The sequence below is a fragment of the Telluria antibiotica genome, assembly GCF_011682055.1.
Classification (GTDB): domain Bacteria; phylum Pseudomonadota; class Gammaproteobacteria; order Burkholderiales; family Burkholderiaceae_D; genus Telluria; species Telluria antibiotica.
Genome location: NZ_JAAQOM010000004.1, coordinates 375,566 through 398,369 on the forward strand (window position 1 = coordinate 375,566; position 22,804 = coordinate 398,369).

The 22,804-nt window shown below is 65.4% G+C and carries 25 protein-coding genes and 1 other RNA gene; 13 read left to right on the top strand and 13 right to left on the bottom strand.

Annotation, left to right across the window (positions count from 1 at the left end):
- Window positions 1-31: 31 nt before the first annotated feature.
- The 5 genes from HAV22_RS09275 (at window position 32) to HAV22_RS09295 (ending at window position 4,917) form a co-directional block, all read left to right on the top strand.
- Window positions 32-2,119, top strand: a complete 2,088-nt coding sequence (locus tag HAV22_RS09275) for a M3 family metallopeptidase (protein ID WP_166858729.1) — start codon at window positions 32-34, stop codon at window positions 2,117-2,119.
- Between the two features lie 22 nt (window positions 2,120-2,141).
- A complete protein-coding gene (locus HAV22_RS09280) occupies window positions 2,142-2,810 on the top strand; it encodes a glutaredoxin family protein (protein ID WP_166858731.1) in 669 nt (222 codons plus the stop codon).
- Between the two features lie 13 nt (window positions 2,811-2,823).
- A complete protein-coding gene (locus tag HAV22_RS09285) occupies window positions 2,824-3,249 on the top strand; it encodes a DNA polymerase III subunit chi (protein WP_166858733.1) in 426 nt (141 codons plus the stop codon).
- Entirely contained in the window at window positions 3,246-3,620 is a 375-nt protein-coding gene (locus tag HAV22_RS09290; RefSeq protein WP_166858736.1) for a DUF2486 family protein, read from the top strand. The genes HAV22_RS09285 and HAV22_RS09290 overlap by 4 nt, the downstream gene beginning before the upstream one ends.
- Before the next feature lie 160 nt (window positions 3,621-3,780).
- Window positions 3,781-4,917: a branched-chain amino acid ABC transporter substrate-binding protein gene (locus HAV22_RS09295; protein WP_166858738.1), complete on the top strand. Its 1,137-nt coding sequence runs from the start codon at window positions 3,781-3,783 to the stop codon at window positions 4,915-4,917.
- Window positions 4,918-5,089: 172 nt separating this feature from the next.
- Here HAV22_RS09295 and HAV22_RS09300 read toward each other — a convergent pair whose 3' ends face one another.
- The gene (locus tag HAV22_RS09300; protein WP_166858739.1) at window positions 5,090-5,404 is read right to left on the bottom strand and encodes a c-type cytochrome; all 315 of its coding nucleotides are present in this window, start codon (window positions 5,402-5,404) and stop codon (window positions 5,090-5,092) included.
- Window positions 5,405-5,599: 195 nt separating this feature from the next.
- On the opposite strand from HAV22_RS09300, the gene HAV22_RS09305 reads away from it, so the two are divergent.
- Window positions 5,600-5,824: a TIGR04438 family Trp-rich protein gene (locus HAV22_RS09305; protein WP_166858741.1), complete on the top strand. Its 225-nt coding sequence runs from the start codon at window positions 5,600-5,602 to the stop codon at window positions 5,822-5,824.
- 350 nt (window positions 5,825-6,174) lie between these two features.
- On the opposite strand, the gene ilvD is transcribed toward HAV22_RS09305, so the two are convergent.
- On the bottom strand, window positions 6,175-7,860 hold the full coding sequence (ilvD, locus tag HAV22_RS09310; RefSeq protein WP_166858743.1) for a dihydroxy-acid dehydratase: 1,686 nt from the start codon (window positions 7,858-7,860) through the stop codon (window positions 6,175-6,177).
- A gap of 116 nt (window positions 7,861-7,976) precedes the next feature.
- Here ilvD and HAV22_RS09315 point away from each other — a divergent pair, with 116 nt between their 5' ends.
- Both HAV22_RS09315 and lgt read left to right on the top strand, forming a co-directional pair.
- Entirely contained in the window at window positions 7,977-8,864 is an 888-nt protein-coding gene (locus HAV22_RS09315) for a LysR family transcriptional regulator (RefSeq protein ID WP_166858745.1), read from the top strand.
- Window position 8,865: 1 nt separating this feature from the next.
- A complete protein-coding gene (lgt, locus tag HAV22_RS09320; protein ID WP_166858747.1) occupies window positions 8,866-9,678 on the top strand; it encodes a prolipoprotein diacylglyceryl transferase in 813 nt (270 codons plus the stop codon).
- A 134-nt stretch (window positions 9,679-9,812) separates the two neighbouring features.
- On the opposite strand, the gene HAV22_RS09325 is transcribed toward lgt, so the two are convergent.
- The 4 genes from HAV22_RS09325 to HAV22_RS09340 form a co-directional block, all read right to left on the bottom strand.
- Window positions 9,813-10,274, bottom strand: coding sequence for an EVE domain-containing protein (locus tag HAV22_RS09325; RefSeq protein WP_166858749.1), 462 nt, complete (start codon window positions 10,272-10,274; stop codon window positions 9,813-9,815).
- Between the two features lie 71 nt (window positions 10,275-10,345).
- Window positions 10,346-10,526: non-coding RNA, 6S RNA (gene ssrS / locus HAV22_RS09330), on the bottom strand.
- Between the two features lie 50 nt (window positions 10,527-10,576).
- Window positions 10,577-10,882: a cell division protein ZapA gene (locus tag HAV22_RS09335; RefSeq protein WP_166858751.1), complete on the bottom strand. Its 306-nt coding sequence runs from the start codon at window positions 10,880-10,882 to the stop codon at window positions 10,577-10,579.
- Window positions 10,879-11,106: a hypothetical protein gene (locus HAV22_RS09340; protein WP_166858753.1), complete on the bottom strand. Its 228-nt coding sequence runs from the start codon at window positions 11,104-11,106 to the stop codon at window positions 10,879-10,881. The genes HAV22_RS09335 and HAV22_RS09340 overlap by 4 nt, the downstream gene beginning before the upstream one ends.
- Before the next feature lie 385 nt (window positions 11,107-11,491).
- On the opposite strand from HAV22_RS09340, the gene groES reads away from it, so the two are divergent.
- The 4 genes from groES to HAV22_RS09360 all read left to right on the top strand — a co-directional run bounded on the left by groES (window position 11,492) and on the right by HAV22_RS09360 (window position 14,670).
- Window positions 11,492-11,782 carry a co-chaperone GroES gene (groES, locus tag HAV22_RS09345; protein ID WP_036232227.1) on the top strand — a complete coding sequence of 97 codons (291 nt, stop codon included), beginning with the start codon at window positions 11,492-11,494 and terminating at the stop codon, window positions 11,780-11,782.
- A gap of 39 nt (window positions 11,783-11,821) precedes the next feature.
- Window positions 11,822-13,468, top strand: a complete 1,647-nt coding sequence (gene groL, locus HAV22_RS09350; RefSeq protein ID WP_166858755.1) for a chaperonin GroEL — start codon at window positions 11,822-11,824, stop codon at window positions 13,466-13,468.
- 154 nt (window positions 13,469-13,622) lie between these two features.
- A complete protein-coding gene (locus HAV22_RS09355; RefSeq protein ID WP_166858757.1) occupies window positions 13,623-14,045 on the top strand; it encodes a hypothetical protein in 423 nt (140 codons plus the stop codon).
- Window positions 14,046-14,220: 175 nt separating this feature from the next.
- Complete coding sequence (locus HAV22_RS09360) at window positions 14,221-14,670, top strand: hypothetical protein (protein WP_208296122.1); 450 nt, start codon at window positions 14,221-14,223, stop codon at window positions 14,668-14,670.
- Between the two features lie 131 nt (window positions 14,671-14,801).
- On the opposite strand, the gene HAV22_RS09365 is transcribed toward HAV22_RS09360, so the two are convergent.
- The gene (locus tag HAV22_RS09365; RefSeq protein WP_166858831.1) at window positions 14,802-15,530 is read right to left on the bottom strand and encodes an AraC family transcriptional regulator; all 729 of its coding nucleotides are present in this window, start codon (window positions 15,528-15,530) and stop codon (window positions 14,802-14,804) included.
- A gap of 141 nt (window positions 15,531-15,671) precedes the next feature.
- On the opposite strand from HAV22_RS09365, the gene HAV22_RS09370 reads away from it, so the two are divergent.
- Window positions 15,672-16,889 carry an MFS transporter gene (locus HAV22_RS09370; RefSeq protein ID WP_166858759.1) on the top strand — a complete coding sequence of 406 codons (1,218 nt, stop codon included), beginning with the start codon at window positions 15,672-15,674 and terminating at the stop codon, window positions 16,887-16,889.
- A gap of 96 nt (window positions 16,890-16,985) precedes the next feature.
- Here HAV22_RS09370 and glk read toward each other — a convergent pair whose 3' ends face one another.
- The 6 genes from glk to HAV22_RS30805 all read right to left on the bottom strand — a co-directional run.
- On the bottom strand, window positions 16,986-18,848 hold the full coding sequence (glk, locus tag HAV22_RS09375) for a glucokinase (RefSeq protein WP_166858761.1): 1,863 nt from the start codon (window positions 18,846-18,848) through the stop codon (window positions 16,986-16,988).
- Window positions 18,848-20,476, bottom strand: coding sequence for an alpha-amylase family glycosyl hydrolase (locus HAV22_RS09380; protein ID WP_166858763.1), 1,629 nt, complete (start codon window positions 20,474-20,476; stop codon window positions 18,848-18,850). The genes glk and HAV22_RS09380 overlap by 1 nt, the downstream gene beginning before the upstream one ends.
- 202 nt (window positions 20,477-20,678) lie before the next feature.
- On the bottom strand, window positions 20,679-21,005 hold the full coding sequence (locus HAV22_RS09385) for a YciI family protein (protein ID WP_166858765.1): 327 nt from the start codon (window positions 21,003-21,005) through the stop codon (window positions 20,679-20,681).
- Window positions 20,990-22,039 carry a hypothetical protein gene (locus HAV22_RS09390; RefSeq protein WP_166858767.1) on the bottom strand — a complete coding sequence of 350 codons (1,050 nt, stop codon included), beginning with the start codon at window positions 22,037-22,039 and terminating at the stop codon, window positions 20,990-20,992. The genes HAV22_RS09385 and HAV22_RS09390 overlap by 16 nt, the downstream gene beginning before the upstream one ends.
- A gap of 95 nt (window positions 22,040-22,134) precedes the next feature.
- On the bottom strand, window positions 22,135-22,542 hold the full coding sequence (locus HAV22_RS09395; RefSeq protein WP_166858769.1) for a hypothetical protein: 408 nt from the start codon (window positions 22,540-22,542) through the stop codon (window positions 22,135-22,137).
- Between the two features lie 41 nt (window positions 22,543-22,583).
- Window positions 22,584-22,804 (bottom strand): hypothetical protein (locus HAV22_RS30805; RefSeq protein WP_208296131.1); only part of this gene is annotated, 221 nt, incomplete at its 5' end.

A 22,804-nucleotide genomic window follows, 5' to 3' on the forward strand; every position in this document is an offset into this window, starting at 1 on the left:
TGGCGGTGAGATTGAATAAAGGACTCTAGATATGACGACCGAAACGACCAATCCCCTCCTCGACTTTTCGGGCCTGCCCCGCTTCGACCTGATCCGTCCCGAGCACGTGACGCCCGCGATCGAGCAGCTGATCGCGGAAGCGCGCACCGCCGTGACCACGGCCGAGGCGCCCGCGGACGGCCCGGTCACGTGGGACAACTTCGTCGTCCCGCTCGAGGAAGCGACGGAGCGCCTGGGCCGCGCCTGGGGCATCGTCAACCACCTGAACCACGTGATGGACACGCCCGAGCTGCGTGCCACCTACAACGAGAACCAGCCGAAGATCACCGAGTTCTGGACGGAGCTGGGCCAGAACGAGGCGCTGTTCGACAAATACAAGCAGTTGCGCGCGAGCGCCGACTTCGCGAACCTGACGCCGGCCCGCAAGCGCATCGTCGAGAACGCGCTGCGCGACTTCCGCCTGGGCGGCGCCGAGCTGCCGGAAAAGCAGAAGGAACGCTTCGCCGATATCCAGGAAGAGCAGGCCAAGCTGTCCACGCGCTTCTCGGAAAACGTGCTGGACGCGACCAACGACTATAAATTGCTCGTCACCGACGAAGCCGACCTGTCCGGCCTGCCGGACGACGTGAAGGCCGCCGCGCGCGCCGCGGCGGAGCGCGACGGCAAGACGGGCTGGCAATTCAGCCTGCACTTCCCCTCGTATTTCCCGATCCTGCAATTCGCCGACAAGCGCGAGCTGCGCGAACAGATCTACCGCGCCAACGCCACCAAGGCGTCCGAGATGGGCGCCGTGTTCTCCGAGCTGGAGAAATGGGACAACACGGGCAATATCGCCCAGTTGCTGAAGCTGCGCGATGAAGAGGCCAAGCTGCTCGACTTCCAGAGCTTCGCGCACGTCTCCCTGGAACCGAAGATGGCCGAGACGCCGGAACACGTGATCGAGTTCCTGGAAGACCTCGCGCGCCGCGCGCGCCCGTACGCCGAGAAGGACCTGGCCGAGTTGCGCGCGTTCGCGAAGGACGAACTCGGGATCGCCGACATGCAAGCCTGGGACGTCGCGTACGCATCGGAAAAGCTGCGCGAAAAGCGCTACGCGTTCTCCGCGCAGGAAGTGAAGGAATACTTCCCGGAGCCCAAGGTCGTCGCCGGCCTGTTCGGCCTGATCTCGACACTGTTCGACGTGACGATCGCCCCGGACGATGCGCCCGTCTGGCATCCGGACGTGCGCTTCTATCGCATCGAAAAGAACGGCCAGCTGATCGGACAATTCTATCTCGACCTGTATGCGCGGCCGGGCAAGGGCCAGGGCGCGTGGATGGACGATGCGCGCGGCCGTCGCCTGACGACGGGCGGCATCGTGCAGACGCCGATCGCGTACCTGACCTGCAACTTCACGCCGCCCGCTGAAGTCGACGGCAAACTGCAGCCGTCGCTGTTCACGCACGACGAAGTGACGACCTTGTTCCACGAATTCGGCCACGGCCTGCACCACATGCTGACGGAAGTCGACGAGCTGTCCGTCTCGGGCATCTCGGGCGTCGAATGGGATGCCGTCGAGCTGCCGTCGCAATTCATGGAAAACTTCTGCTGGGAGTGGGACGTCCTGCAAGGCATGACGGCGCACGTCAAGACGGGCGAGCCGCTGCCGCGCGCGCTGTACGACAAGATGCTCGCGGCGAAGAACTTCCAGTCAGGGATGCAGACGCTGCGCCAGGTCGAGTTCTCGCTGATCGACATGCACCTGCACTACGACTTCGACCCGACCAGCCAGAAGACGGTGCAGGACCTCGTCGACGAGGTGCGCACGAAGTTCTCCGTGCTGATTCCGCCGTCGTTCAACCGCTTCCAGCATTCGTTCGGCCACATCTTCGCGGGCGGTTACGCGGCCGGCTACTACAGCTACAAATGGGCCGAGGTGCTGTCGGCGGATGCCTATGCCGCGTTCGAGGAAGCCGTCGAAGTGGGCGGCGGATCGCTTCTCGACGAGACGGGCAAGCGCTTCCACCGCGAGATCCTGGCAGTGGGCGGTTCGCGCCCGGCGCTCGAATCGTTCAAGGCCTTCCGCGGCCGCGAGCCCAAGATCGACGCGCTGCTGCGCCACAACGGGATGCAGTCCTGAACGCACGACGGCAATGAAACGGATGCACGCAGCAGGTGAACGGAAACGGCGCGCGCGCCTGTGCGCCGCGCTGCTCGTCCTCGCCGCCAGCGCCGCCGCCGCGCAGGGCCAGGTGTACAAGTGGAAGGACGCCGCCGGCGTCATCCACTACAGCGACACGCCGCCGCCGGCGGGCCAGGCCAAGGTGCTGCGTCCGGACAACCAGCCGGCCGTGGCGCCCGCGCTGCCGTACGAACTGGCGCGTGCCGTGCGCAATCACCCCGTCACCTTGTACACGACGACGCGCTGCGGTGCCTGCGACCGGGGCCGCGCCCTGCTGCGTGCACGCGGCATCCCGTTCGCGGAAAAGACCGTGACCACGGCCGAAGACCAGCAACAGTTGCACCGCATCGGCGGCAAGGACGAGCTGCCGCTGCTCGTCGTCGGCAGCCGCCAGGTGACGGGCTTTGCCGCCGACACGTGGAACGAAGCGCTCGATTCGGCATCGTATCCGCGCAAGACGATGCTGCCGCCCGGTTACCAGACCGGCACCGCCGAAGCGGCCGCGCCGGCCACCCTGCCCGCACCGCCGCCGCGTGAGCAACCCGCGCCCGCGCCCGATGCGGCCGCGGCGCAGGCGGAGCGGCAACAGCCGCGCCAGCCGCCCAAGCCGCCGGTGCCGAAGCCGGCCAAGCCGGATTTCCAGTTTTGATGACCCGACTGCCATGACCCGGATCGACTTCCACACCAACATCCCCGACAAGCTCAGCTACGTGTGCCGCCTCGCGCGCAAGGCGTACGCGGCGCGCGCAAAGCTCGTCCTGCTGGCCGACAGCCCGGCCCAGGCCGAGGCCCTGAACGAGGCGCTGTGGACCTTGTCCGGCACCGACTTCATCCCGCACGTGATGGCCGGCGATCCGCTGGCGCCGGAGACGCCCGTCATCGTCACGGCCGACGAGAACGCCGAACTGCCGCACCGCGACATGCTCGTGAACCTGACGCGCCGCACGCCGGCCGGGTTCGACCGGTTCGCGCGCGTGTTCGAGATCATCTCGACGGACGAGGAAGACGCCGCCGCCGGCCGCGCGCGCTACGTCGCGTACAAGAAGCAGTCGTACGAATTGACGCACTTCGTGGCGGGCCAGTCATGAGCGACATTCCCTTCAACGACGAAAGCATTCCCGTCCTGACCGAGGTCGTGGCCGAGACGGCGCCGCCCGCGCCGGCGCCCGAAGCGCCCGCCCCGCAGGCGGACACCCGGGCCGACACCGCGCCGCGGGAGCTCGACGACGAGGCCTGGCGCGCACTCGAGGAACGCCTCGTCGCGCGCGTGCTCGACCGCCTGCAGGACCGCGTGGAGCTGGTGCTGGAAGACCAGGTCCGTAGCGGCATGGCACCCGTGCTCGACGCCGTCGTGACGCGGCTGGCGACGGAACTCCGCGACGGGTTGCAGGTGACGGTCGAGCAGGTCGTCACGCGCGCCGTCGCGCAGGAGCTGGCGCACCTGCGCACGCGCGGCTGAGCGCACCGTTCGGCGCACCATTTGGGAACCTGCCGCGCCATCGGTGTGCAGCGCCAAATCTCTCATCCGGAACGCTTTGCGCCGGCAGCAAATTAAGGTAACTTTGCGTTGCGCAATAACGTGCGGCGATACCAGCTGCCCTATTCTTCCTGGAGAGAACATGCAGGTCACTACGAAACTCATCCCCTTCGCCATCGCCCTCGCCTTCGCGGGTACGGCCGGCGCGCAGCAGGTCGTCAAGATCGGCCACGTGGCGCCGATTTCCGGCCCCAGCGCGCACCTCGGCAAGGACAACGAGAACGCCGCGCGCATGGCGATCGACGAGCTCAACGCGAAAGGCTTCACGCTGAACGGCAAGAAGGCCACGCTGCAGCTGATTTCCGAAGACGACGGCGCCGATCCCAAGCAGGGCACGGCGGTGGCGCAGAAACTCGTCGACGCCAAGGTGAACGGCGTCATCGGCCACCTGAATTCCGGCACGACGGTGCCCGCGTCGAAGATCTACAACGATGCCGGCATCGTGCAGATCTCGCCAGCCACGACGGCGCCCGTCTACACGCGCCAGCACTTCCCCGGCGCGTTCCGCGTCGTCGCCAGCGACGCCAAGCTGGGCAGCACGCTGAGCAAGTATGCGATCGACACGCTGCACGCGAAGAACATCGCCATCATCGACGACCGTACCACCTACGGCCAGGGCGTGGCGGACGAATTCGCGAAGGGCCTCAAGAAGCCGGGCATCAAGGTCGTGGGCCGCGAATTCACGAGCGCGACGGCCACCGACTACACGGCGATCCTCACCTCGATCAAGGCGAAGAAACCGGACCTGGTCTTCTTCGGCGGCATGGACTCCGTCGCGGGCCCGATGCTCAAGCAGCTGAAGGCCCTCGGCATCAACGCCGTGTTCATGGGCGGCGACGGCATGTGCACGGACGCGCTGGGCCGCCTCGCAGGCGACGGCCTCGGCGAGAACCATGTGTATTGCGCGGAAGCGGGCGGCGTCAAGGGCCCGCAGGAAAAGGTGATGGACGACTTCCGCGCGCGCTACAAGCAGAAGTTCAACATGGACGTGCAGCTGTACGCGCCGTACGTCTACGACTCCGTGATGGTGATGGCGAAGGCCATGCACGACGCCGGCTCGGCCGATCCGGCCAAGTACCTGCCGGTCCTCAAGAACATCCGCTACGAAGGCGTGACGGGCACGATCCAGTTCGATGCCAACGGCGACATCAAGGACGGCGCGCTGACGCTGTTCACGTACCGGGGCGGCAAGCGCACGAAGCTGGACGTGATCCGCTAAGCGGAACGTCATCCGCCGATCATGTAGGGTGGGCACCCCGTGCCCACGCGTACGTGTGCGAAACGCCGGCTTCCGCGTGGGCTCGTGATCGATGCCCCGCATCGATCACCCCACCCTACAAAAAAGCGCGCCTGCTACTGCAAGGCGCGCTTTCCTTTTGAGACAGCAGAAATTATTTCTGCGCCAGCACCCACTTCACGAGCGTATGGGCTTCCGCTTCGCTGACTTGCGGGTTGGCCGGCATCGGCACCGGACCCCAGACGCCCGAGCCGCCCTTCATGACCTTCTGGACCAGCTTGCCTTCAGCATCCTTCTGGCCTGCGTATTTGGCGGCGACGTCCTTGTACGCCGGGCCCACCAGCTTGGTCTGCACGGCGTGGCACGCCAGGCAGTTCTTCGATTTCGCCAGCGCGGCGGCGTCCTGCGCGAACGCGCTGGTCGATGCGACGGCAGCGACAGCAACAAACAACATCAGGGAACGTTTCATCAGTTTATCTCCAGTTGGGGCGTTTCTAATAATTCGATTCTATCGTGTTTCCCCGCCTGTGGCGGCGTGGACATATTCGGTAACGGCTGATACATATTTCCGTTGACGGGATGGCAGGAATCCGTTGTTTCACGGCATCATTGCGGTAACATGGCCTTGGAAAGCAACGCCCAAGCAATACCCAAAGGAATCGCCATGCCCCTCATCCTCTTGATCCTCGCCCTCGTCGTCCTGCGCTACTTCGAGGTCTGGCGCTTCGCCGAACTGTCCTGGTGGTGGATAGTCGGCCTGATGGTCGTCGCCTTCATCTGGTTCGAATTCATCGAAAAGATGCTGGGACTCGACAAGCGCAAGGCCCACGACCTCGACGAGAAGCGCCGCAAGGACCGCGTGAAGCAGAGCTTCGGAAAGCGCAAATGATGCGCCCGGCAGCTTAGCACGTCCCCTTCGTGATCGGACATGCCAGCCGCCGTATAGCGCCTGTTCCAAACGCGTATGCAAATTCGGGGTCAGAGCACTTTCTGCTGAAAATTCGGGGTCAGAGCACTTTTTCGTACAATGGTGCTCGCGCTTCCAACACCGTCCAATTCACCGTACCGCGGTAACAGTTCGCGATGACGGTACGGCCGGAGCGCGTGACGAAGTGCCTCCAGAATATTGCGCAAAAATCCGCTCTGACCCCGAATTTACAAAAAATCGTGCTCTGACCCCGAACTTGGGCCGCGAGCTTGCGAACCTGTAGCGTCTGTTCGCCGCGCGTAGGAAACCGTTCAGCAGGTGACGGCACCCTTGCTGGCCGGCTGCGCCAGTGCGGCGAACTTGGCCAGCACGCCGCTGGTATAGCGCGGCGCCGGGCGCACCCAGGCCGCGCGGCGGCGCGCGATCTCGTCGGCCGGGACGTTCAGCTGGATCAGCTGGCGGTGCGCGTCGATCGTGATCGAATCGCCTTCCTGCACGAGCGCGATCGTGCCGCCCTCGAACGCTTCCGGCGCCACGTGTCCCACGACCATGCCCCAGGTGCCGCCGGAAAACCGCCCGTCCGTGATCAGCCCGACGGATTCGCCCAGCCCCTTGCCGATCAATGCCGCCGTCGGCGCCAGCATCTCCGGCATGCCGGGACCGCCGCGCGGCCCCAGGTAGCGCAGCACGAGCACGTCGCCCGGGTTGATCCGGTTGGCGAGGATCGTGTCCATCGCGCTGTACTCGTCGTCGAACACGCGCGCGGGCCCCGTGATCACGGGATTCTTGAGGCCCGTGATCTTCGCGACGCAGCCTTCCGGCGACAGGTTGCCCTTCAGGATCGCGAGGTGCCCTTCCTTGTACAGCGCGCGGTCCAACGGACGGATGACGTCCTGCCCGGCCGGCGGCGCGGACGGCACGTGCTCCAGTTCCTCGGCCAGCGTGCGTCCGGTGATGGTGATGCAATCGCCGTGCAGGAGGCCCGCATCCAGCAGCAGCTTCATGACCTGCGGGATGCCGCCCGCGCGGTGCAGGTCCGTCGCGACGTACTCGCCCGACGGTTTCAGGTTGCAGATCACGGGCACCTTGCGGCGGATCGTCTCGAAATCGTCGATGGTCCACTCCACGTCCGCCGCGTGCGCGATGGCGAGGTAGTGCAGCACGGCGTTCGTCGAGCCGCCGGTCGCCATGATCACGGCGACGGCGTTCTCGATCGATTGTCGCGTGATGATGTCGCGCGGCTTCAGGTCGCGCTTGACGGCGTCCACGAGCACGCGCGCGGACTGCGCGGCCGATGCCGTTTTCTCGTCGTCCGGATTGGCCATCGTCGACGAGTACAGCAGCGACATGCCGAGCGCCTCGAACGACGACGACATCGTGTTCGCCGTGTACATGCCGCCGCACGAGCCGGACGACGGACAGGCGTTGCGCTCGATGCCGTCGAAATCCTCCTGGGTCATGCGCCCCGCCGTGAATTCGCCCACGGCTTCGAAGGCCGACACGATCGTGAGGTCCTTGCCCTTCCAGTGCCCCGGCTTGATGGTGCCGCCGTACACGTAGATGCCGGGGACGTTCGTGCGCGCCAGCGCGATCATCCCGCCCGGCATGTTCTTGTCGCAGCCGCCGATGACGACGACGCCGTCCATCCACTGGCCGTTGACGCACGTCTCGATGCAGTCCGCGATCACCTCGCGCGAGATCAGCGAGAACTTCATGCCCTCCGTGCCCATCGACATGCCGTCGGAGATCGTCGGCGTGCCGAACACCTGCGGATTGGCGCCCGCGTCGCGGATCGTGGCGATGGCGGCGTCGGCCAGCTTCTGCAAGCCGGCATTGCACGGCGTGATCGTGGAATGGCCGTTGGCGACGCCGATCATCGGCTTGTCGAAGTCCGCCTTTTGATAACCCATCGCGTAGTACATCGAACGGTTCGGGCTGCGGGCGACGCCTTCGGTCACGTGGCGGGAGCGGCGGTTGTAGCGCGCTGGGTCGGACATGGTCGGCTCCTGATGGGACGATTTTTCCAGCATGCCGCGAGGAGCCGTCCGCGTCAAATGGGCCGTCACGCGTGCTTCTGATATGCTGCGCGAATCACAGCCATGCCACCCATACGATGAACATAGAAACACGCCAGCTGCGCTACTTCGTCACCGTGGCCGAGGAATTGCACTTCGGCCGCGCCGCGGCGCGCCTGCACATGACGCAGCCGCCGCTGTCGCAGGCGATCGCCGCGCTGGAAGATGGCCTCGGCACGGCGCTGTTCCTGCGCAATCGCCGCACGGTCGCGCTGACGCCGGCCGGCAGCGCCCTGCTTCCGGAAGCCCGCCGCATCCTCCTCGAGGCCGCGCTGCTGCCCGACCTGGCGCGCCGCGCCGCGACCGGGGAGACGGGACGGCTGGCGCTCGCGTTCATCACATCGGCCGACTACAGCGTGCTGCCGCCTTTCCTGCGCCGCTACAGCGAGCGCTATCCGGGCGTGCAGCTGTCGCTGCAGGAAGCGACGTCGGACGTGCAGATCGACGAGCTGCTGCGCGGCCGCATCGATGCGGGCCTCCTCATTCCGCCGCTGCCCGAGCGCGCGCGCGCGGCGCTCGACTACATGAAGGTCCTGGACGAGCCGCTGATCCTGTGCGCGCCCGCGGGCCTGCTACGCAAGAAGGGCCCCGTCGCGCTGCGCAACCTGCCCCATCTGCCGTTGATCATTTTTCCGCGCGAGATCTCGCCCGCGCTGCACGATGCCATCCTGTCGTGCTTCCGTGCGGCCGGCATCACGCCCGCCATCGGCCAGCAGGCGATCCAGATGCAGACCATCGTCAGCCTCGTCTCGGCGGGCATGGGGTTGGCACTTGTGCCACAATCCGTGTCGAACCTGATGCGCCCGGGCGTAGAATACCGTGCCCTCGCCGATCCGACCCCGCTGGTCGAAACCGGCATCGCATGGCGCCGCGATAACGCGTCGCCCGTGCTGCAGGGCTTCCTGGAACTATTGAGGACTATTTAACATGCTCGTTCACCCGCAACCGAATCCGGTCGCATTCCACATCGGCCCCGTCGAGATCCACTGGTACGGGATCATGTACGTGGTCGCCTTCGCCCTGTTCATCCTGCTGGGCCGCGTGCGCATCAAGACGCAGGCCCACGTGCAGGCGCAGGGCTGGACCTACACCGACCTCGACGACATGCTGTTCTACGGGATGCTGGGCGTGGTGATCGGCGGCCGCCTCGGCGAAGTGCTGTTCTACCGCCCGGATTATTATTTCTCGCATCCGGCCGAGATCCTCATGACGTGGCATGGCGGCATGTCGTACCACGGCGGCTTCATCGGCGTGCTGATCGCGATGGCGCTGTGGGCGCGCAAGCGCGGCCGCAACCTGCTGGACGTGTACGACTTCATCGCGCCGATGGTCCCCATCGGCTACGCGTGCGGGCGCCTGGGGAATTTCATCAACGCCGAGCTGCCGGGCCGCCTCGCCGATCCGAACCTGCCGTGGGCGATGCTGTGGCCTGGTGTGGAAGGGCCGCGCCATCCGTCGCCGCTGTACCAGATGCTCGTCGACGGCCTGCTCGTCTTCGTGATCATGTGGCTGTTCGCGCGCAAGCCGCGCCCGCGCCTGGCGGTGGGTGCGCTGTACACGCTGCTGTATGGCTGCGCGCGCTTCTTCACCGAGTATTTCCGCGTGCCCGATTGGGAGACGCATGTGATGGGGCTGCCGATCACGTCGGGGCAGGTGCTGTCGCTGCCGATGATCGTGGCGGGCATCATCATGCTGGGGTGGGCCTACTCGGATGCGAACAAGCGGGCCGTGCACGCGTAACGGTTCCGCGAACATTCGCGTGGGCTCGGGGAGCCCACCCTACGGCATCTGCATCCACGGAACGCGGATGATTCGTAGGGTGGGCACCCCGTGCCCACCGTGCCGTCACGTTTCATTTGAGGGCCACCGAGGCCTCAAATGCCCATCAATTCCAGCACTTTATTCCACTGTCCCTGCGTCACCGGCGAAATGGACAACCGGCTCCCCTTCTGCAACAGCACCATGTCTTCCAGTTCCGGCACGCCACGCATGTCGGACAGCGGCAGATAACGCCCTTCCGCCACCGCCGTCACGTCGACGGAGATCCAGCGCGGGTGCTCGCGCGTGGCCTTCGGATCGAAGTAGTGGCTGCCTGGCTCGAATTGCGACGCGTCCGGATACGCCCCGCTGGCCACGCGCGCGACGCCCGCCACACCGGGCACGGCGCAGCTGGAGTGATAGAACAGCACGCCGTCGCCGACCTGCATCTGGTCGCGCATGAAATTGCGGGCCTGGTAGTTGCGCACGCCGAACCACGCGACCGTCTTGCCGGGCGCGTTCAGCACGTCGGCAAAGCTCACTTCACCGGGCTCGGATTTCATCAGCCAGTAGCGCATGCGCGGCACTCCTTCGAAAAACGTCGAAAAAAAAAGCGGTTGCGACCTCATGGTCCGCAACCGCTCGTGTGTTTATCCCCGCCTGTGCCGTTTTTGCCGGCATCCCGAACCTGACGGCTCAAGGTGGTCGCGGTCAGCTCAGTTTCGGGTTCGTCGGACTAGCGACGATCGCGCCCACCAAACATGTTCCACAACCTATGCGAAAGAATGGTTCAAGGAATATATGGCAAATCTCGAACACCGCAGGGTAGACCGCAGTTTACTACGATGGCCGGGCATGTCAAACCCTTTTCCGCCTCGAATCAGTGTTCGCCGTCCGAGAGTGCGGCATCCAACACCGTGTGCATTGCCTCGAGTTTTTGCTTGACTTCGAGGATCGTCATCTCCGACAGTGGGCCTTGCGGCGCCTTCACGGACAGGAATTCGGCCGCCACCGACAGCGCCGCCATGACGGCGATGCGGTCCGTACCCTTCACCTTGCCGGAGTCGCGCAGCGCGCACATTTTGCCGTCAAGGTAGGCCACGGCCTCGCGCAGCGTCTTCTCTTCGCCGTCACGGCAGGCCAGGCGATACGGCTGGCCCATGATGTTCACGTCGAGCTGGATCATTGCGCGGCCTCCGCGTCATCGGAGGTTTCGGGAGCGGGTTCGAGGTGGGCCAGCAGGCCCTCGACACGCTGCTGGGCCGCGAGCAAGCGGTGCTTGAAGTCGACGTTTTCCGCGCTGAGCAAGGCGTTTGCCTGGCGCAGCAGATAGTTCTCGCTGCGCAGTGCCTGGGTCAACTGGGCGAGCCGGTCGATCTTGTCTGATAGGTCTTGGAATTCGGAAATCATCCATAACTATAGGATCGAGTTGAATTTTTCGTCAACAGGCGCGCGTGCGCGTGCGCCCCGCGACCGGCCGCCCGAGGCCGATTGTGCGCCCCGTCCAGGCGAATCGGTGTTACGCTCGTCGGATTGTCTTTCTACTCACCGCCGCACGGTTCACGCCGCGGCGCGCCTGCGCATTGTCCCCAACCGGTCAATCCGGTTGCGAAACCGCAAAAAAGTCCGTTAAAACACGAACACTGTGGCTTGAAATGCGAAATTATCGTCCCTATAATTAGCACTCGTTAGTAGAGAGTGCTAACAAACCTTTCTACGCCGCAGCGAGCCGATACCAAGGATGGCGCGCTGCGGTCCCTGGATAGCCTGTCAAACCAACTACAAGGAGTTTTGCATGAACCTTCGCCCATTGCACGATCGCGTGATCGTGAAGCGTCTCGACCAGGAAACCAAGACTGCATCCGGTCTGATCATCCCCGATGCGGCGGCCGAGAAGCCGGACCAAGGTGAAGTGCTGGCCGTCGGTAACGGCAAAGTGCAAGAGAACGGCAACGTCCGCCCGCTGGAAGTGAAAGTCGGCGACCGCGTCCTGTTCGGCAAGTACTCGGGCCAGTCCGTCAAGGTCAACGGCGAGGAGCTGCTGGTCATGCGCGAAGAAGACATCATGGCCGTCGTGGCCCAGTAATTCGTCCAATAACTTCCTGAAAAATTCGGAGAATCAAATATGGCAGCTAAAGATGTAGTGTTCGGCGACGTTGCACGCGCCAAGATGGTCGAGGGTGTCAACATCCTGGCCAACGCAGTCAAGGTCACCCTGGGCCCGAAAGGCCGCAACGTCGTGCTGGAACGTTCGTTCGGCGCCCCGACCGTCACCAAGGACGGTGTCTCGGTCGCCAAAGAGATCGAACTGAAAGACAAGCTCATGAACATGGGCGCGCAGATGGTGAAGGAAGTCGCGTCGAAGACCAGCGACAACGCCGGTGACGGCACCACCACCGCGACCGTGCTGGCACAAGCCATCGTCCGCGAAGGCATGAAGTTCGTCGCCGCCGGCATGAACCCGATGGACCTGAAGCGCGGCATCGACAAGGCCGTCGCCGCCACCGTCGAAGAACTGAAGAAGATCGCCAAGCCGACCACGACCTCGAAAGAGATCGCGCAAGTCGGTACCATCTCGGCCAACTCGGATTCGTCCGTCGGCGAGCGCATCGCTGAAGCGATGGAAAAAGTCGGCAAGGAAGGCGTCATCACCGTCGAAGACGGCAAGTCGCTGAACGACGAGCTGGACATCGTCGAAGGTATGCAGTTCGACCGCGGCTACCTGTCGCCGTACTTCATCAACAACCCGGACAAGCAGGTCGCCGTCCACGAGAACCCGTTCATCCTGCTGTGCGACAAGAAGATCTCCAACATCCGCGACCTGCTGCCGGTGCTGGAACAAGTCGCCAAGGCTGGCCGTCCGCTGGTCATCGTCGCCGAAGACATCGAAGGCGAAGCGCTGGCGACCCTGGTCGTCAACAACATCCGCGGCATCCTGAAGACCGTCGCAGTGAAGGCCCCTGGCTTCGGCGACCGTCGCAAGGCCATGCTGGAAGACATCGCCATCCTGACCGGTGGCCAGGTGATCGCCGAAGAAGTCGGCCTGACGCTGGAAAAGGTCACGCTGAACGAACTGGGCCAGGCCAAGCGCGTCGAAGTGGGCAAGGAAAACACCATCATCATCGATGGTGCCGGTGCTGCCGAATCGATCGAAGCGCGCGTCAAGATGGTCCGCGTCCAGATCGAAGAAGCGACCTCGGACTACGACCGTGAGAAGCTGCAAGAGCGCGTGGCCAAGCTGGCCGGCGGCGTTGCCGTCATCCGCGTCGGTGCCGCGACCGAAGTCGAGATGAAAGAGAAGAAAGCACGCGTGGAAGACGCGCTGCACGCCACCCGCGCTGCCGTCGAAGAAGGCATCGTCCCGGGCGGCGGCGTGGCCCTGCTGCGTGCGCGCGCCGCACTGCAAGTCAAAGGCGACAACCCGGACCAGGAAGCCGGCATCAAGATCGTCCTGCGCGCAATGGAAGAGCCGCTGCGCATGATCGTGCAGAACGCCGGTGAAGAGCCGTCGGTCGTCGTCGCCGCCGTCATCGGTGGCCAGGGCAACTACGGCTACAACGCCTCGAACGGCACCTACGGCGACATGGTCGAAATGGGCGTGCTGGATCCGGCCAAGGTCACCCGCTCGGCACTGCAGAACGCAGCGTCGATCGCCGGCCTGATGCTGACCACCGACTGCATGGTCTCGGAAGTCGTCGAAGACAAGCCGGCTGCCGGCGGCATGGGCGGCATGGGTGGCATGGGCGGCATGGGCATGGACGGCATGATGTAATAGCCGGACAGGCTGCCGGCATCGCGCCGGCACCGTTCACGACAAAGCCTGCGGGGTTCGCGCCCCGCGGGCTTTTTGTTTGCCCGCCCGAACCGTGCGAGCCCGCGCGCGCAGGCGCTGCATACTGGCGGCATCGAACGGAAGCGGAGGCACCATGGCGGCAGTCAACCTGGACGAACTCGAACACGCGGCAATGGTCGTCGACGACGGCGAGGGCCGCGCCCGCGCCCTCGTCGCGCGCGCGACGGGCATGATCCACGTGCTCAACGACGACTACATGGACGAGGAAGCGCCGCTGCCGGCCGATGGCGGCGCCGCCGATGCGGCATACGTCGCCGTCCCGCCCGCAAGCACGCTCGGCATCGGCGACCCGCTCGTGCTGCGCTTCGCGGCCGCTCACCTGGCCGGCGACCAGGCCGCCGTACGCGACCTCATGCGCGCCCAGGACACCGACGGCTTCGACCGGCTGCTGGAAGAGCGCGGCGCGACCGCCGCGTGGCAGCGCTTCCGCACGGAGGAAACGCGCACGGCGCTGCAGCGCTGGTGCGACGAGCACGGGTTGCAGCTCAAGGGCTGATGCGCGTGATGGTGGGCACGGGGTGCCCACCCTACGATACGCGCCCAGCCGTAGGGTGGACACCCTGTGCCCGCCAAATGCGCGCGAGACGCGTACGCCGGATGGGGCACCGACTGCTGAGTTGCCGGGTGACACCAGTTGGTTTAGACTGGTTCTTTCTCCCCATCGAGCCGCCATGTCCGCACGTCCGATCCGCCTGCTGAGCGCCACCCTGTTCGCCCTGGGCGCGCTCGCCGCCTGCAAGGGCGAGAAACCGGCGCCGGCGCCGAAGCCTGCCGCCGTCCAGGCGCCGGCCGCGCCCGCGCGCACGCGCGAGCAGGCAATCGCCACCCTGATGGCGCTGCCGGAGCTGAAGACCTGGTCGGAACAAATCGAAAAGCGCTCGCACGGCACGGCCCACGGCGCCGTCATCGAAGACGATCCGACCCCGCGCGTCATCGGCGGCAAGGCGTATTACCAGCTGAGCTTCGTCGAAGACCGCAAGCAGAACGTGCACCGCCGCGCCAGCTTCCTCGTGGCGCACGAGGGCGACGAGATCCTCGTCGAAGACCTCGACAACGACACCGTGCAATCGCTGGCCGAATGGCGGCGCAACATCCGCAACGTCGAACTGAAGTCCGGTTGACCGACGACAAAACGGCGACCCTACAACGCGTCTATCGTGGACGCTGCCGCTGACTGTGCTGCGTCACCGCGCATTCGCGTGACCGGTGGCGTCACTCCTCCCCCGGTCGGCGGCGCCTCTCATCCTCCCTTTCAGCGCTGCGCGCGCCACTCCGCCAGATAGTGCTGCGGCGTCTTGCCCAGCAGCTTGCGGAACATGCTCGTGAACGCACTCGGGCTGGCATAGCCCAGCGCCTGCGCCGCGTTGCCCACGCTCTCGCCGCGCGCCAGCATCTCGAACGCGTGCGCCAGGTGCACCTGCTGGACCCACTGGCGATAGTGCAACCCCGTCTCGCGGGGGAATAGCCGGATCAGCGTGCGCGCGCTGGCACCCGCGTCGAGCGCGTAGTCGTCGAGCCGGCGCAGGTTGCCCGGATTCGCCATGATGTCCCCGCACAGGGCCTGCAGGCGGCGGTCGCGCGGCCACGGCACGGCGATGGGCACCGTCTCCATCGCCGCCAGCTCCGACAGGATCAGCCGCGCCAGCGCCTCGCCGCGCCCGCCGGGCGGATAGTCGACGGGTTCCAGCGACAACGCCAGGATCAGCTCGCGCAGCAGCGGACTCACTTCCAGCACCCGGCAGCCGTCGACGAGGCCGTCCGCCGCGTCCGCCTCGATGTACAGCGCCCGCATGTTGACGCGGCTGAGCATCGTCAGCTCGTGCACGACGCCGGGCGCGATCAGCAGGGCGCGGCGCGGCGGGATGATCCACACGCCCAGCTCCGTGCGCACCCGCATCACGCCTTCGCTCGCGTACAGCAGCTGCACCCACGGATGGCTGTGGGCCTCGACGAGTTCGCCGTGCGGCACGAGGGACGGCATGGCCGTCACGCTGCGCGGCAGCTGGCGGAATTTCTGGCGGTAGCGGGGCGATGGCGTGAGTGTCACTTGGGCGACGAAAGATGGAATATGCGTTCGAATTGCACATATTACACTGGCCTGCCATTCATCGAGAAAGCCACCATGACCACGCCAAGCTCGCCCGTTGCAGGCGCGGCCGGGCCGGCCAGCGCCGCGCCCGGGACCGTCCTGCAGATCCTGTTTTCCGTCGCCTTCGTGCACCTGCTGAACGATTGCGTGCAGGCCGTCCTGCCGTCGATCTATCCGCTGTTGAAGGACCAGTTTTCGCTCAGCTTCACGCAGGTCGGCCTGATCACGCTGACGTTCCAGTGCACCGCGTCGCTGCTGCAGCCGTGGATCGGCCTTTACACCGACAAGCGCCCCCTGCCCTTCCTGCTGCCGGCCGGGATGTGCGTCACGCTGGCCGGCGTCGGCCTGCTGTCCGTCGCCGCCAGCTTCGGCATGCTGCTGCTGGCCGCCGCCATGATCGGCGTCGGTTCGTCGACCTTCCACCCGGAAGCGTCGCGCGTGGCGCGGCTCGCATCCGGCGGCCGGTTCGGCTTCGCGCAATCGCTGTTCCAGGTCGGCGGCAACCTCGGTTCCGCGTTCGGCCCGCTGCTCGCGGCCGCCATCATCGTCGGGCGCGGCCAGGGCCGCATCGCCTGGTTCATGCTGTTCATCCTCGCGGCCGTAGCGGTGCTCGTGGGCGTGGCGCGCTGGTATGCCGGGCACCTGCAGACGTCCACGCGCCGCGCCGCCGCGCATGCCGGCCCCTTGCTGCCGCGTGCGACGGCCATGCGTGCGCTCGTCGTGCTGGCGCTGCTCGTGTTCTCGAAATACGTCTACATGTCGACCTTGTCGAGCTATTACACGTTCTACCTGATCGAGAAATTCCGGGTCCCCGTCGGCACGGCGCAGTTGTACCTGTTCGCGTTCCTTGCGGCCGTCGCCGTCGGCACGTTCGCCGGCGGGCCGATCGGCGACCGCATCGGCCGCAAGCGCGTGATCTGGGTGTCGATCCTCGGCGCCGCGCCGTTCACCTTGGCGCTGCCGTATGCGGACCTGTTCTGGACGGGTGTGCTGTCCGTGGTGATCGGGCTCGTGATGTCGTCCGCGTTTTCCGCGATCGTCGTGTTCGCGCAGGAGCTCGTGCCGGGCAAGGTCGGCATGGTCGCGGGGATCTTCTTCGGGCTGATGTTCGGCTTCAGCGGCATCGGCGCCGCGGCCATGGGGCAGATTGCCGATGTGGCGGGCATCGAGACGGTGTATCGGATTGCGGCGTTTCTGCCGTTGCTGGGGATTCTTGCAGCGCTCTTACCGAAAATTGAATCACATCGTTAATTCGTAGCGTGGGCTCCCCGAGCCCACGCGTAACGCTAACCTGCTGCAAACGTTCGCGTGGGCACAGGGTGCCCACCCTACGTCGGCATCGGTACCTTAGCTGTCCAGGTGAGAGATGAGCGCCCTGCGCCCCTCCCCTTCACCTTCCACCGCCGCCGGCGGCAACGCCCGCGCATGATGCACGTCGACGGAGATGCCGACCGCCATGATGTCGATGAGGAGCAGCTGCAAAATCCGCGAGATCATCGCGAGGAAATGCGTGCTGTCCTCCGCGTGATCGACGGCGAGCAGCACGTCCGCGCGGCGCGCCAGCGGCGACTGGCTGTTGCAGATGGCGATGACGTCGGCACCGGCCGCGCGTGCCGCCTCCACGGCCGACAACAGGTCCGGCAGGCGGCCCGAATTCGAGATGGCGACGACGACGTCGCCCGGCCCCAGCAATTCGGCCGCCAGCTTGAACAGGTGCGAGTCGCCGTACAGCGCCGTCGGGATGCGGAAGCGGAAGAACTTGTGCTGGCCGTCCAGCGCCACCACGCGCGAATTCCCCATCGCGTAGAACTCCACGCGCTTGGCGCGGCTTACCAGTTCGATCGCACGGTCGATGGCGCGCACGTCCAGCTGGTCGCGGAACTGCAGGATCGCGGAGATCGTGTTGTCGATGACCTTCGCGGACAGGTCGTGCGTGCTGTCGCTGCCGCGCACCTGGCTGTGGCGCACGGGGATCGAGCCCGTCAGGCTGCTCGCGAACTTCAGCTTGAAGTCGGCGAGGCCCAGGAAGCCGAGCGAGCGGCAGAAGCGGATCACGGTCGGCTGGCTCACGTCCGCGAGCTTCGCGATGCCGGCGATCGGCTCGTTCAGCACGAGGCGCGGCTGCTCCAGCACGAGGGCCGCCACGCGCTGCTCGGCCGGCGTCAGTTCCGGCCGCAGCTTGTGGATGCGGTCCATCAGCGTGTTGCCGCCGCTGCGGCCGCGCAGGTGTTCGGACAGGATGTTCGCGACGCCGTCGAACGCCACGTGCGGCGTCGAGATCACGTACGTCGGGATGTCGGACAGGTAGCTGGAAAAACGGCCCTTCGCTTCGAAGCGCGTGCGGAACGGCGACGTCTTGAACCACTCGCCCAGGCGCGGCACGATGCCGCCGCCGATGAAGATGCCGCCGAACGCGCCCAGCGTCACCGCGAGGTTCGCCGCGGCGCCGCCCAGCATGCCGCAGAAGCATTCCAGCACTTCGAGGCACAGCGGGTCGTTGCCCTCGAGCGCGCCCGTGATGATCTCGGCCGACGTGCGCGGCGGCGTGTCGACGCCGTTGCGTTCCGCGAGCGCGCGAAAGATGATCTCCATGCCGGGGCCGGAGATCAGGCGCTCGTTCGACACGTGGCTCCATTCGCGCCACGCCGTCTTCAGGATCGCGAACTCGCGCTCGTCGCTGGGCGCGAAGTTCACGTGGCCGCCTTCGCTGCCGAGCGTGACGAAGCCGTCGACGGTCGGGATACCGCCCGAGACGCCCAGACCCGTGCCCGGCCCCAGCACGCCCAGCACGGCGCCCGGCACGGGTTTGCCTGGGCCCACCTGCATCAGGTCCGATTCTTTCAGGCCCGGGATCGCCATCGCCAGCGCCGTGAAGTCGTTGACGATCAACAGCGTGTCGAGACCGAGCTCGCGCCGCACGGCGTCCGTCGAAAATTCCCAGGGCCGGTTCGTCATCCGGACGTAGTCGCCGTCGACGGGGTTCGCGAGCGCCAGCGCGCCGTGGTGCAGGCGCGCGTCCGCGTGTTCGTCCAGGTAGAAGCGCAGCATCGGGACGATGCCCGAAAAGTCGTCGCACTTCAGCACGCGCACGGAGCGGTAGGTGCCCGGCGCCGTCTGCAGCGCAAAGCGCGCGTGCGTGGCGCCGATGTCGGCCAGAAGGCGCGCACCGTCGGCGAACGCGGTGCGGGTGTTGTCGGGTTGTTCTTCCATTACGCGATTGTACCGAACCAGCCGCCGTATGGCGGCAGCGTGACGGTCGTGCCGTTCACGTCGCCCTGCAGGCCGTGGCCTTCCAGCTTCGTCGCGCCGGCCGCTTCAGGCCAGTCGAACGTCAGGTCCGCATCGGTCACGTTGAATACGGCCAGCACGGACGGGGTGCCCTCGGCATCGCGACGCAGCGCGAGCGCCTGCTCGGGCACGTCGAAGAACACGATGTCGCCGCGCGTCAGCGCCGGCTGCGTGCGGCGCCAATGGATGATCGTGCGCGCGAAGTTCAACGTGGAATGCGGGTCCTTGTCCTGGCCTTCCTCGGCCAGTGCCACGTGCTCCGGCGGCACGGGCAGCCACGGCGTGCCCGTGGTGAAGCCGGCGTGCGGCGCGTCGTTCGTCCACGGCATCGGCGTGCGGCAGCCGTCGCGGCCCTTGAACTCGGGCCAGAACGTGATGCCGTACGGGTCCTGCAGGAGTTCGTACGGGACGTCCGCTTCCGGCAGCGCCAGCTCGTCGCCCTGGTACAGGCAGGGCGTGCCTTTCAGCGACAGCTGCAGCGCCAGCACCAGTTTTGACAGCGCCGGGGTCCGTTCGCCGCTCGACCAACGCGTCGCGACGCGGATCGAATCGTGGTTACCGACCGACCACGACGCCCAGCCATCCTTCACGCGCGCATTGAATTCCTCGACCTGGCGGCGGATGTGGCGGCTGGAGAACTGCGGCGTCAGGAGGTTGAAGCTGTAGGCCATGTGCAGCTTGTCGCCACCCGACGTGTAATCGGCCATGACCGCGAGCGAATCGTCCGCGCCAACCTCGCCGATGGCGACGGCGCCGTATTCGTCCAGCAGCTTGCGCAGCTTTTGCAGGAACGCGATGTTCTCGGGCTGGGTCTTGTCGTGGATGTGGGCCTGCATGCCGTACGGGTTCACGTCCGTGACGGTTGACGTGTCGCGCACCAGCGCGGGCGGATTGCTTTGCAGCGTGCGATCGTGGAAGTGGAAGTTGCAGGCGTCCATGCGCACGCCGTCGACGCCGCGCTCGAGCCAGAAGCGCAGCGAATCCAGGTGCGCCTGCTGCACCTGCGGATTGTGGAAGTTGAGCTGCGGCTGGCTGACGAGGAAGTTGTGCATGTAGTACTGCTTGCGGCGGCTGTCCCACTGCCACGCCGAGCCGCCGAACACGGACAGCCAGTTGTTGGGCGGATTACCGTCCGGGAGCGGATCGGACCACACGTACCAGTCGGCTTTCGGGTTGTCGCGGTTCGACCGGCTTTCGACGAACCACGGGTGGTTCTCCGCCGTGTGCGCCATCACCTGGTCGATCATGATCTTCAGGCCCAGCGCGTGCGCACGCGCGACGAGCGCGTCGAAATCCGCGAGGGTGCCGAACAGCGGGTCGACGTCGCAGTAGTCCGCGATGTCGTAGCCGAAGTCCTTCATCGGCGACTTGAAGAACGGCGACAGCCAGACGATGTCCACGCCGAGGCTGGCGATGTAATCCAGCTTGGCGGTGATGCCGGGAAGGTCACCCACGCCGTCGCCATTCGTATCGAGGTAGCTGCGCGGATAGACCTGGTAGATGATGGCTTCGCGCCACCACGGATTCTTGTCGTGCGATGGAATGGTCATGGGTGTCCCTTTGGTAATTTTTACGCAATATACAGGATGAGACACGCCGTGACAATCGGCGCAAAAATGCGCGATTTATTTAAATATGCATGTAAATCATATACTTACTGCAATTTCACCAAAAGGCCATCATTCAGATCGGTAGTCAAACTACATCATCAAGTGTGAATCTGTCGCGCCAATCGAACGGCGCGGAGCAGCGTCACTCCTGCAACGGCCAGACTTCGATCGTGCCATGCGCAACCGCGCAGGGCGATGTCGACACGAGCCGGATCGCCTCCGCCATGTCGGCCGCTTCGATGATCGCGAACCCGGCGACGGGCAGCGGTGCCGACATGAACGGCCCGTTCTCCGTCTCGACGCCGCGCGCTTCCGGATTGCGGACCTGGACGGGTGCGCCCGCGATGCCGATCAACGCGCCGCGCCGCTTCAGCTCCGCATCGTTGGCGTGGGCCGCGTTGCGGACCTCGAGGCTGGTCCGGTCGTAACCGGCGCGGTCGCCGTAACCGATCGTCACGAATTTGGGCATGTTTCCTCCTGTGTGTGCGGGACTGCGGTCTTTCTACGACCAAGAAAAAACATCAGCAGCAATGCGATCGCGTTGGTCACCAGCTTGAACACGATGTCCTCGCGTGCCGCGTCGCGGAAGCCGAGGAAGCTGATCAACATCGCGCCCGTCAAGGCGCCGGCGAACAAGAAGTACGAATGGCGCTGCGACCATGCCGCGTGCGACGTCCAGCGCGGCAGCACGAGCACGACGATGAGCAACACGGCGGCGCCGGCCGCGAATACGGCGGGCGCGGAAAGCTGAGGGGCGATGCCGAAGGCGAGAACCGCGAGCAGGAACCACAACACGCCCCACAGGCCGCCGAGCCCTGCGACGACCGCCGGGCTGGCCGGACGCCAGGCGCGGCCGAACGCCGGCGGGAATTGGATGCCCCAGGCGATCAAACCCACGATGACCGCGATGCCCGCCCCCAGCTCGACACGGGTCGGGTTGTACAGCGGCAGATGGAACGTCTTGACCCGGGCGATGTGTGTCCACGCGAACCACGCCATGATGGCGCCCAGTACGAACAGGATCGCGAGGACGACGGCCATCGGCGTGCTGAGCCAGGTCCCGTCGCGCCGGTCCGGGAAAACCAGTTCGGCGACCAGCGTGGGGAACAGTACGACCCATGCCGCTTCGTAGACGAGCGCCCAGAGCGCGTAGACGTAATTGATGCCGCCGGCGCGGCCCCACTCCACGCCCTTGATCTGGATGACGAGCGGCGCGAGGCTCGTCTGCTGGATCACGAATTCCTCGGCGACGGCCAGCGCGAGGGCGAACAACAGCAGGCTGCTCCAACCGAGCTTCAGCTTGCGCGCGAGGCCCCGCAGCAGGACGGCGCCGCCGCCCCAGACCAGGATCTCCATCAGCAGCACGGGCGGGAACGCGATCAAGGTGGACAGGCGCGTTCCGCCGAGCAGCAGCTCGGTGAACGTGGGCGCCAGGATCATCATCAACAGTGCCGGTGCGGCTCGTTGCCACACGGTCGTGCGCGCGTTCGGTTGGATATCCATTGCGGCTCCCGCTGTGGTGGTGAAACCGGAATATCCTGGCAGTGTAGCGGATTCAATGACCGGTGCGCGGCCATTGTGGTCCTCGTCACGCGTTTTTAGTCCGACTCGTCACCCCATTCCCACGAGACGTCCGTGACGTCCGGTGCGCACGAACAAAACACGCTGACACAGGCATTGCCGGAAACGACCAGCCATTCCCGGCGCACCCGCTCAAAAGTTTCAAGCGTATCCTCTTCCGTCGACCACCCTCCCTGCTTTACTTCCAGCACATAGCTTCCACGCGCAAATCCGTCCGACACCCAATAACGCGTCAAGTCCGATTCATCGAGCAGACGAAATCCCGATGGCCTTGTGAAGTGGACCTTGAGTCCCCGAACAATCCCATTGATTCGCGAGCACGCCACAATAATGGTCAGATTTCCGTGGGCATAGTTAAGTGACTCTACGTCTGACGTGTCGTGAAAAAAGTTTGTTGAAAAGAACGGTTGCGTCTCAATCGACATTTTTTTCAAACATTCTTTATCTGGACCAATTAGATCAAAGATCAAGCCGGACCATGAAACAGATAACTATCAACTGAATAATTCTCCAGTCGGCTCTTGTGTACTGTAGCGGCTTTGTTGCACAAATCCGTCCCCGCGGCGGCCAAGCTGGGCCACGGGTAAACTGACGGGATGAGTGCACCAGCCAAACCGAAATACCGAACGACCAACTGGAAGGAATACAACGAAGCGTTGAGAGCGCGCGGCTCGCTGCTGGTTTGGC

Coding starts and splice junctions, on each gene's coding strand:
- HAV22_RS09390 (WP_166858767.1), bottom strand. CDS start 22,039: ATGGATATCCAACCGAACGCGCGCACGACCGTGTGGCAACGAGCCGCA.
- HAV22_RS09305 (WP_166858741.1), top strand. CDS start 5,600: ATGCCCCTCATCCTCTTGATCCTCGCCCTCGTCGTCCTGCGCTACTTC.
- HAV22_RS09340 (WP_166858753.1), bottom strand. CDS start 11,106: ATGATTTCCGAATTCCAAGACCTATCAGACAAGATCGACCGGCTCGCC.
- groES (WP_036232227.1), top strand. CDS start 11,492: ATGAACCTTCGCCCATTGCACGATCGCGTGATCGTGAAGCGTCTCGAC.
- HAV22_RS09385 (WP_166858765.1), bottom strand. CDS start 21,005: ATGCCCAAATTCGTGACGATCGGTTACGGCGACCGCGCCGGTTACGAC.
- HAV22_RS09395 (WP_166858769.1), bottom strand. CDS start 22,542: ATGTCGATTGAGACGCAACCGTTCTTTTCAACAAACTTTTTTCACGAC.
- HAV22_RS09300 (WP_166858739.1), bottom strand. CDS start 5,404: ATGAAACGTTCCCTGATGTTGTTTGTTGCTGTCGCTGCCGTCGCATCG.
- HAV22_RS09285 (WP_166858733.1), top strand. CDS start 2,824: ATGACCCGGATCGACTTCCACACCAACATCCCCGACAAGCTCAGCTAC.
- HAV22_RS09335 (WP_166858751.1), bottom strand. CDS start 10,882: ATGATCCAGCTCGACGTGAACATCATGGGCCAGCCGTATCGCCTGGCC.
- groL (WP_166858755.1), top strand. CDS start 11,822: ATGGCAGCTAAAGATGTAGTGTTCGGCGACGTTGCACGCGCCAAGATG.
- lgt (WP_166858747.1), top strand. CDS start 8,866: ATGCTCGTTCACCCGCAACCGAATCCGGTCGCATTCCACATCGGCCCC.
- glk (WP_166858761.1), bottom strand. CDS start 18,848: ATGGAAGAACAACCCGACAACACCCGCACCGCGTTCGCCGACGGTGCG.
- HAV22_RS09280 (WP_166858731.1), top strand. CDS start 2,142: ATGCACGCAGCAGGTGAACGGAAACGGCGCGCGCGCCTGTGCGCCGCG.
- HAV22_RS09315 (WP_166858745.1), top strand. CDS start 7,977: ATGAACATAGAAACACGCCAGCTGCGCTACTTCGTCACCGTGGCCGAG.
- HAV22_RS09325 (WP_166858749.1), bottom strand. CDS start 10,274: ATGCGCTACTGGCTGATGAAATCCGAGCCCGGTGAAGTGAGCTTTGCC.
- HAV22_RS09380 (WP_166858763.1), bottom strand. CDS start 20,476: ATGACCATTCCATCGCACGACAAGAATCCGTGGTGGCGCGAAGCCATC.
- HAV22_RS09365 (WP_166858831.1), bottom strand. CDS start 15,530: ATGCCGTCCCTCGTGCCGCACGGCGAACTCGTCGAGGCCCACAGCCAT.
- HAV22_RS09290 (WP_166858736.1), top strand. CDS start 3,246: ATGAGCGACATTCCCTTCAACGACGAAAGCATTCCCGTCCTGACCGAG.
- HAV22_RS09275 (WP_166858729.1), top strand. CDS start 32: ATGACGACCGAAACGACCAATCCCCTCCTCGACTTTTCGGGCCTGCCC.
- HAV22_RS09355 (WP_166858757.1), top strand. CDS start 13,623: ATGGCGGCAGTCAACCTGGACGAACTCGAACACGCGGCAATGGTCGTC.
- HAV22_RS09360 (WP_208296122.1), top strand. CDS start 14,221: ATGTCCGCACGTCCGATCCGCCTGCTGAGCGCCACCCTGTTCGCCCTG.
- ilvD (WP_166858743.1), bottom strand. CDS start 7,860: ATGTCCGACCCAGCGCGCTACAACCGCCGCTCCCGCCACGTGACCGAA.
- HAV22_RS09370 (WP_166858759.1), top strand. CDS start 15,672: ATGACCACGCCAAGCTCGCCCGTTGCAGGCGCGGCCGGGCCGGCCAGC.
- HAV22_RS09295 (WP_166858738.1), top strand. CDS start 3,781: ATGCAGGTCACTACGAAACTCATCCCCTTCGCCATCGCCCTCGCCTTC.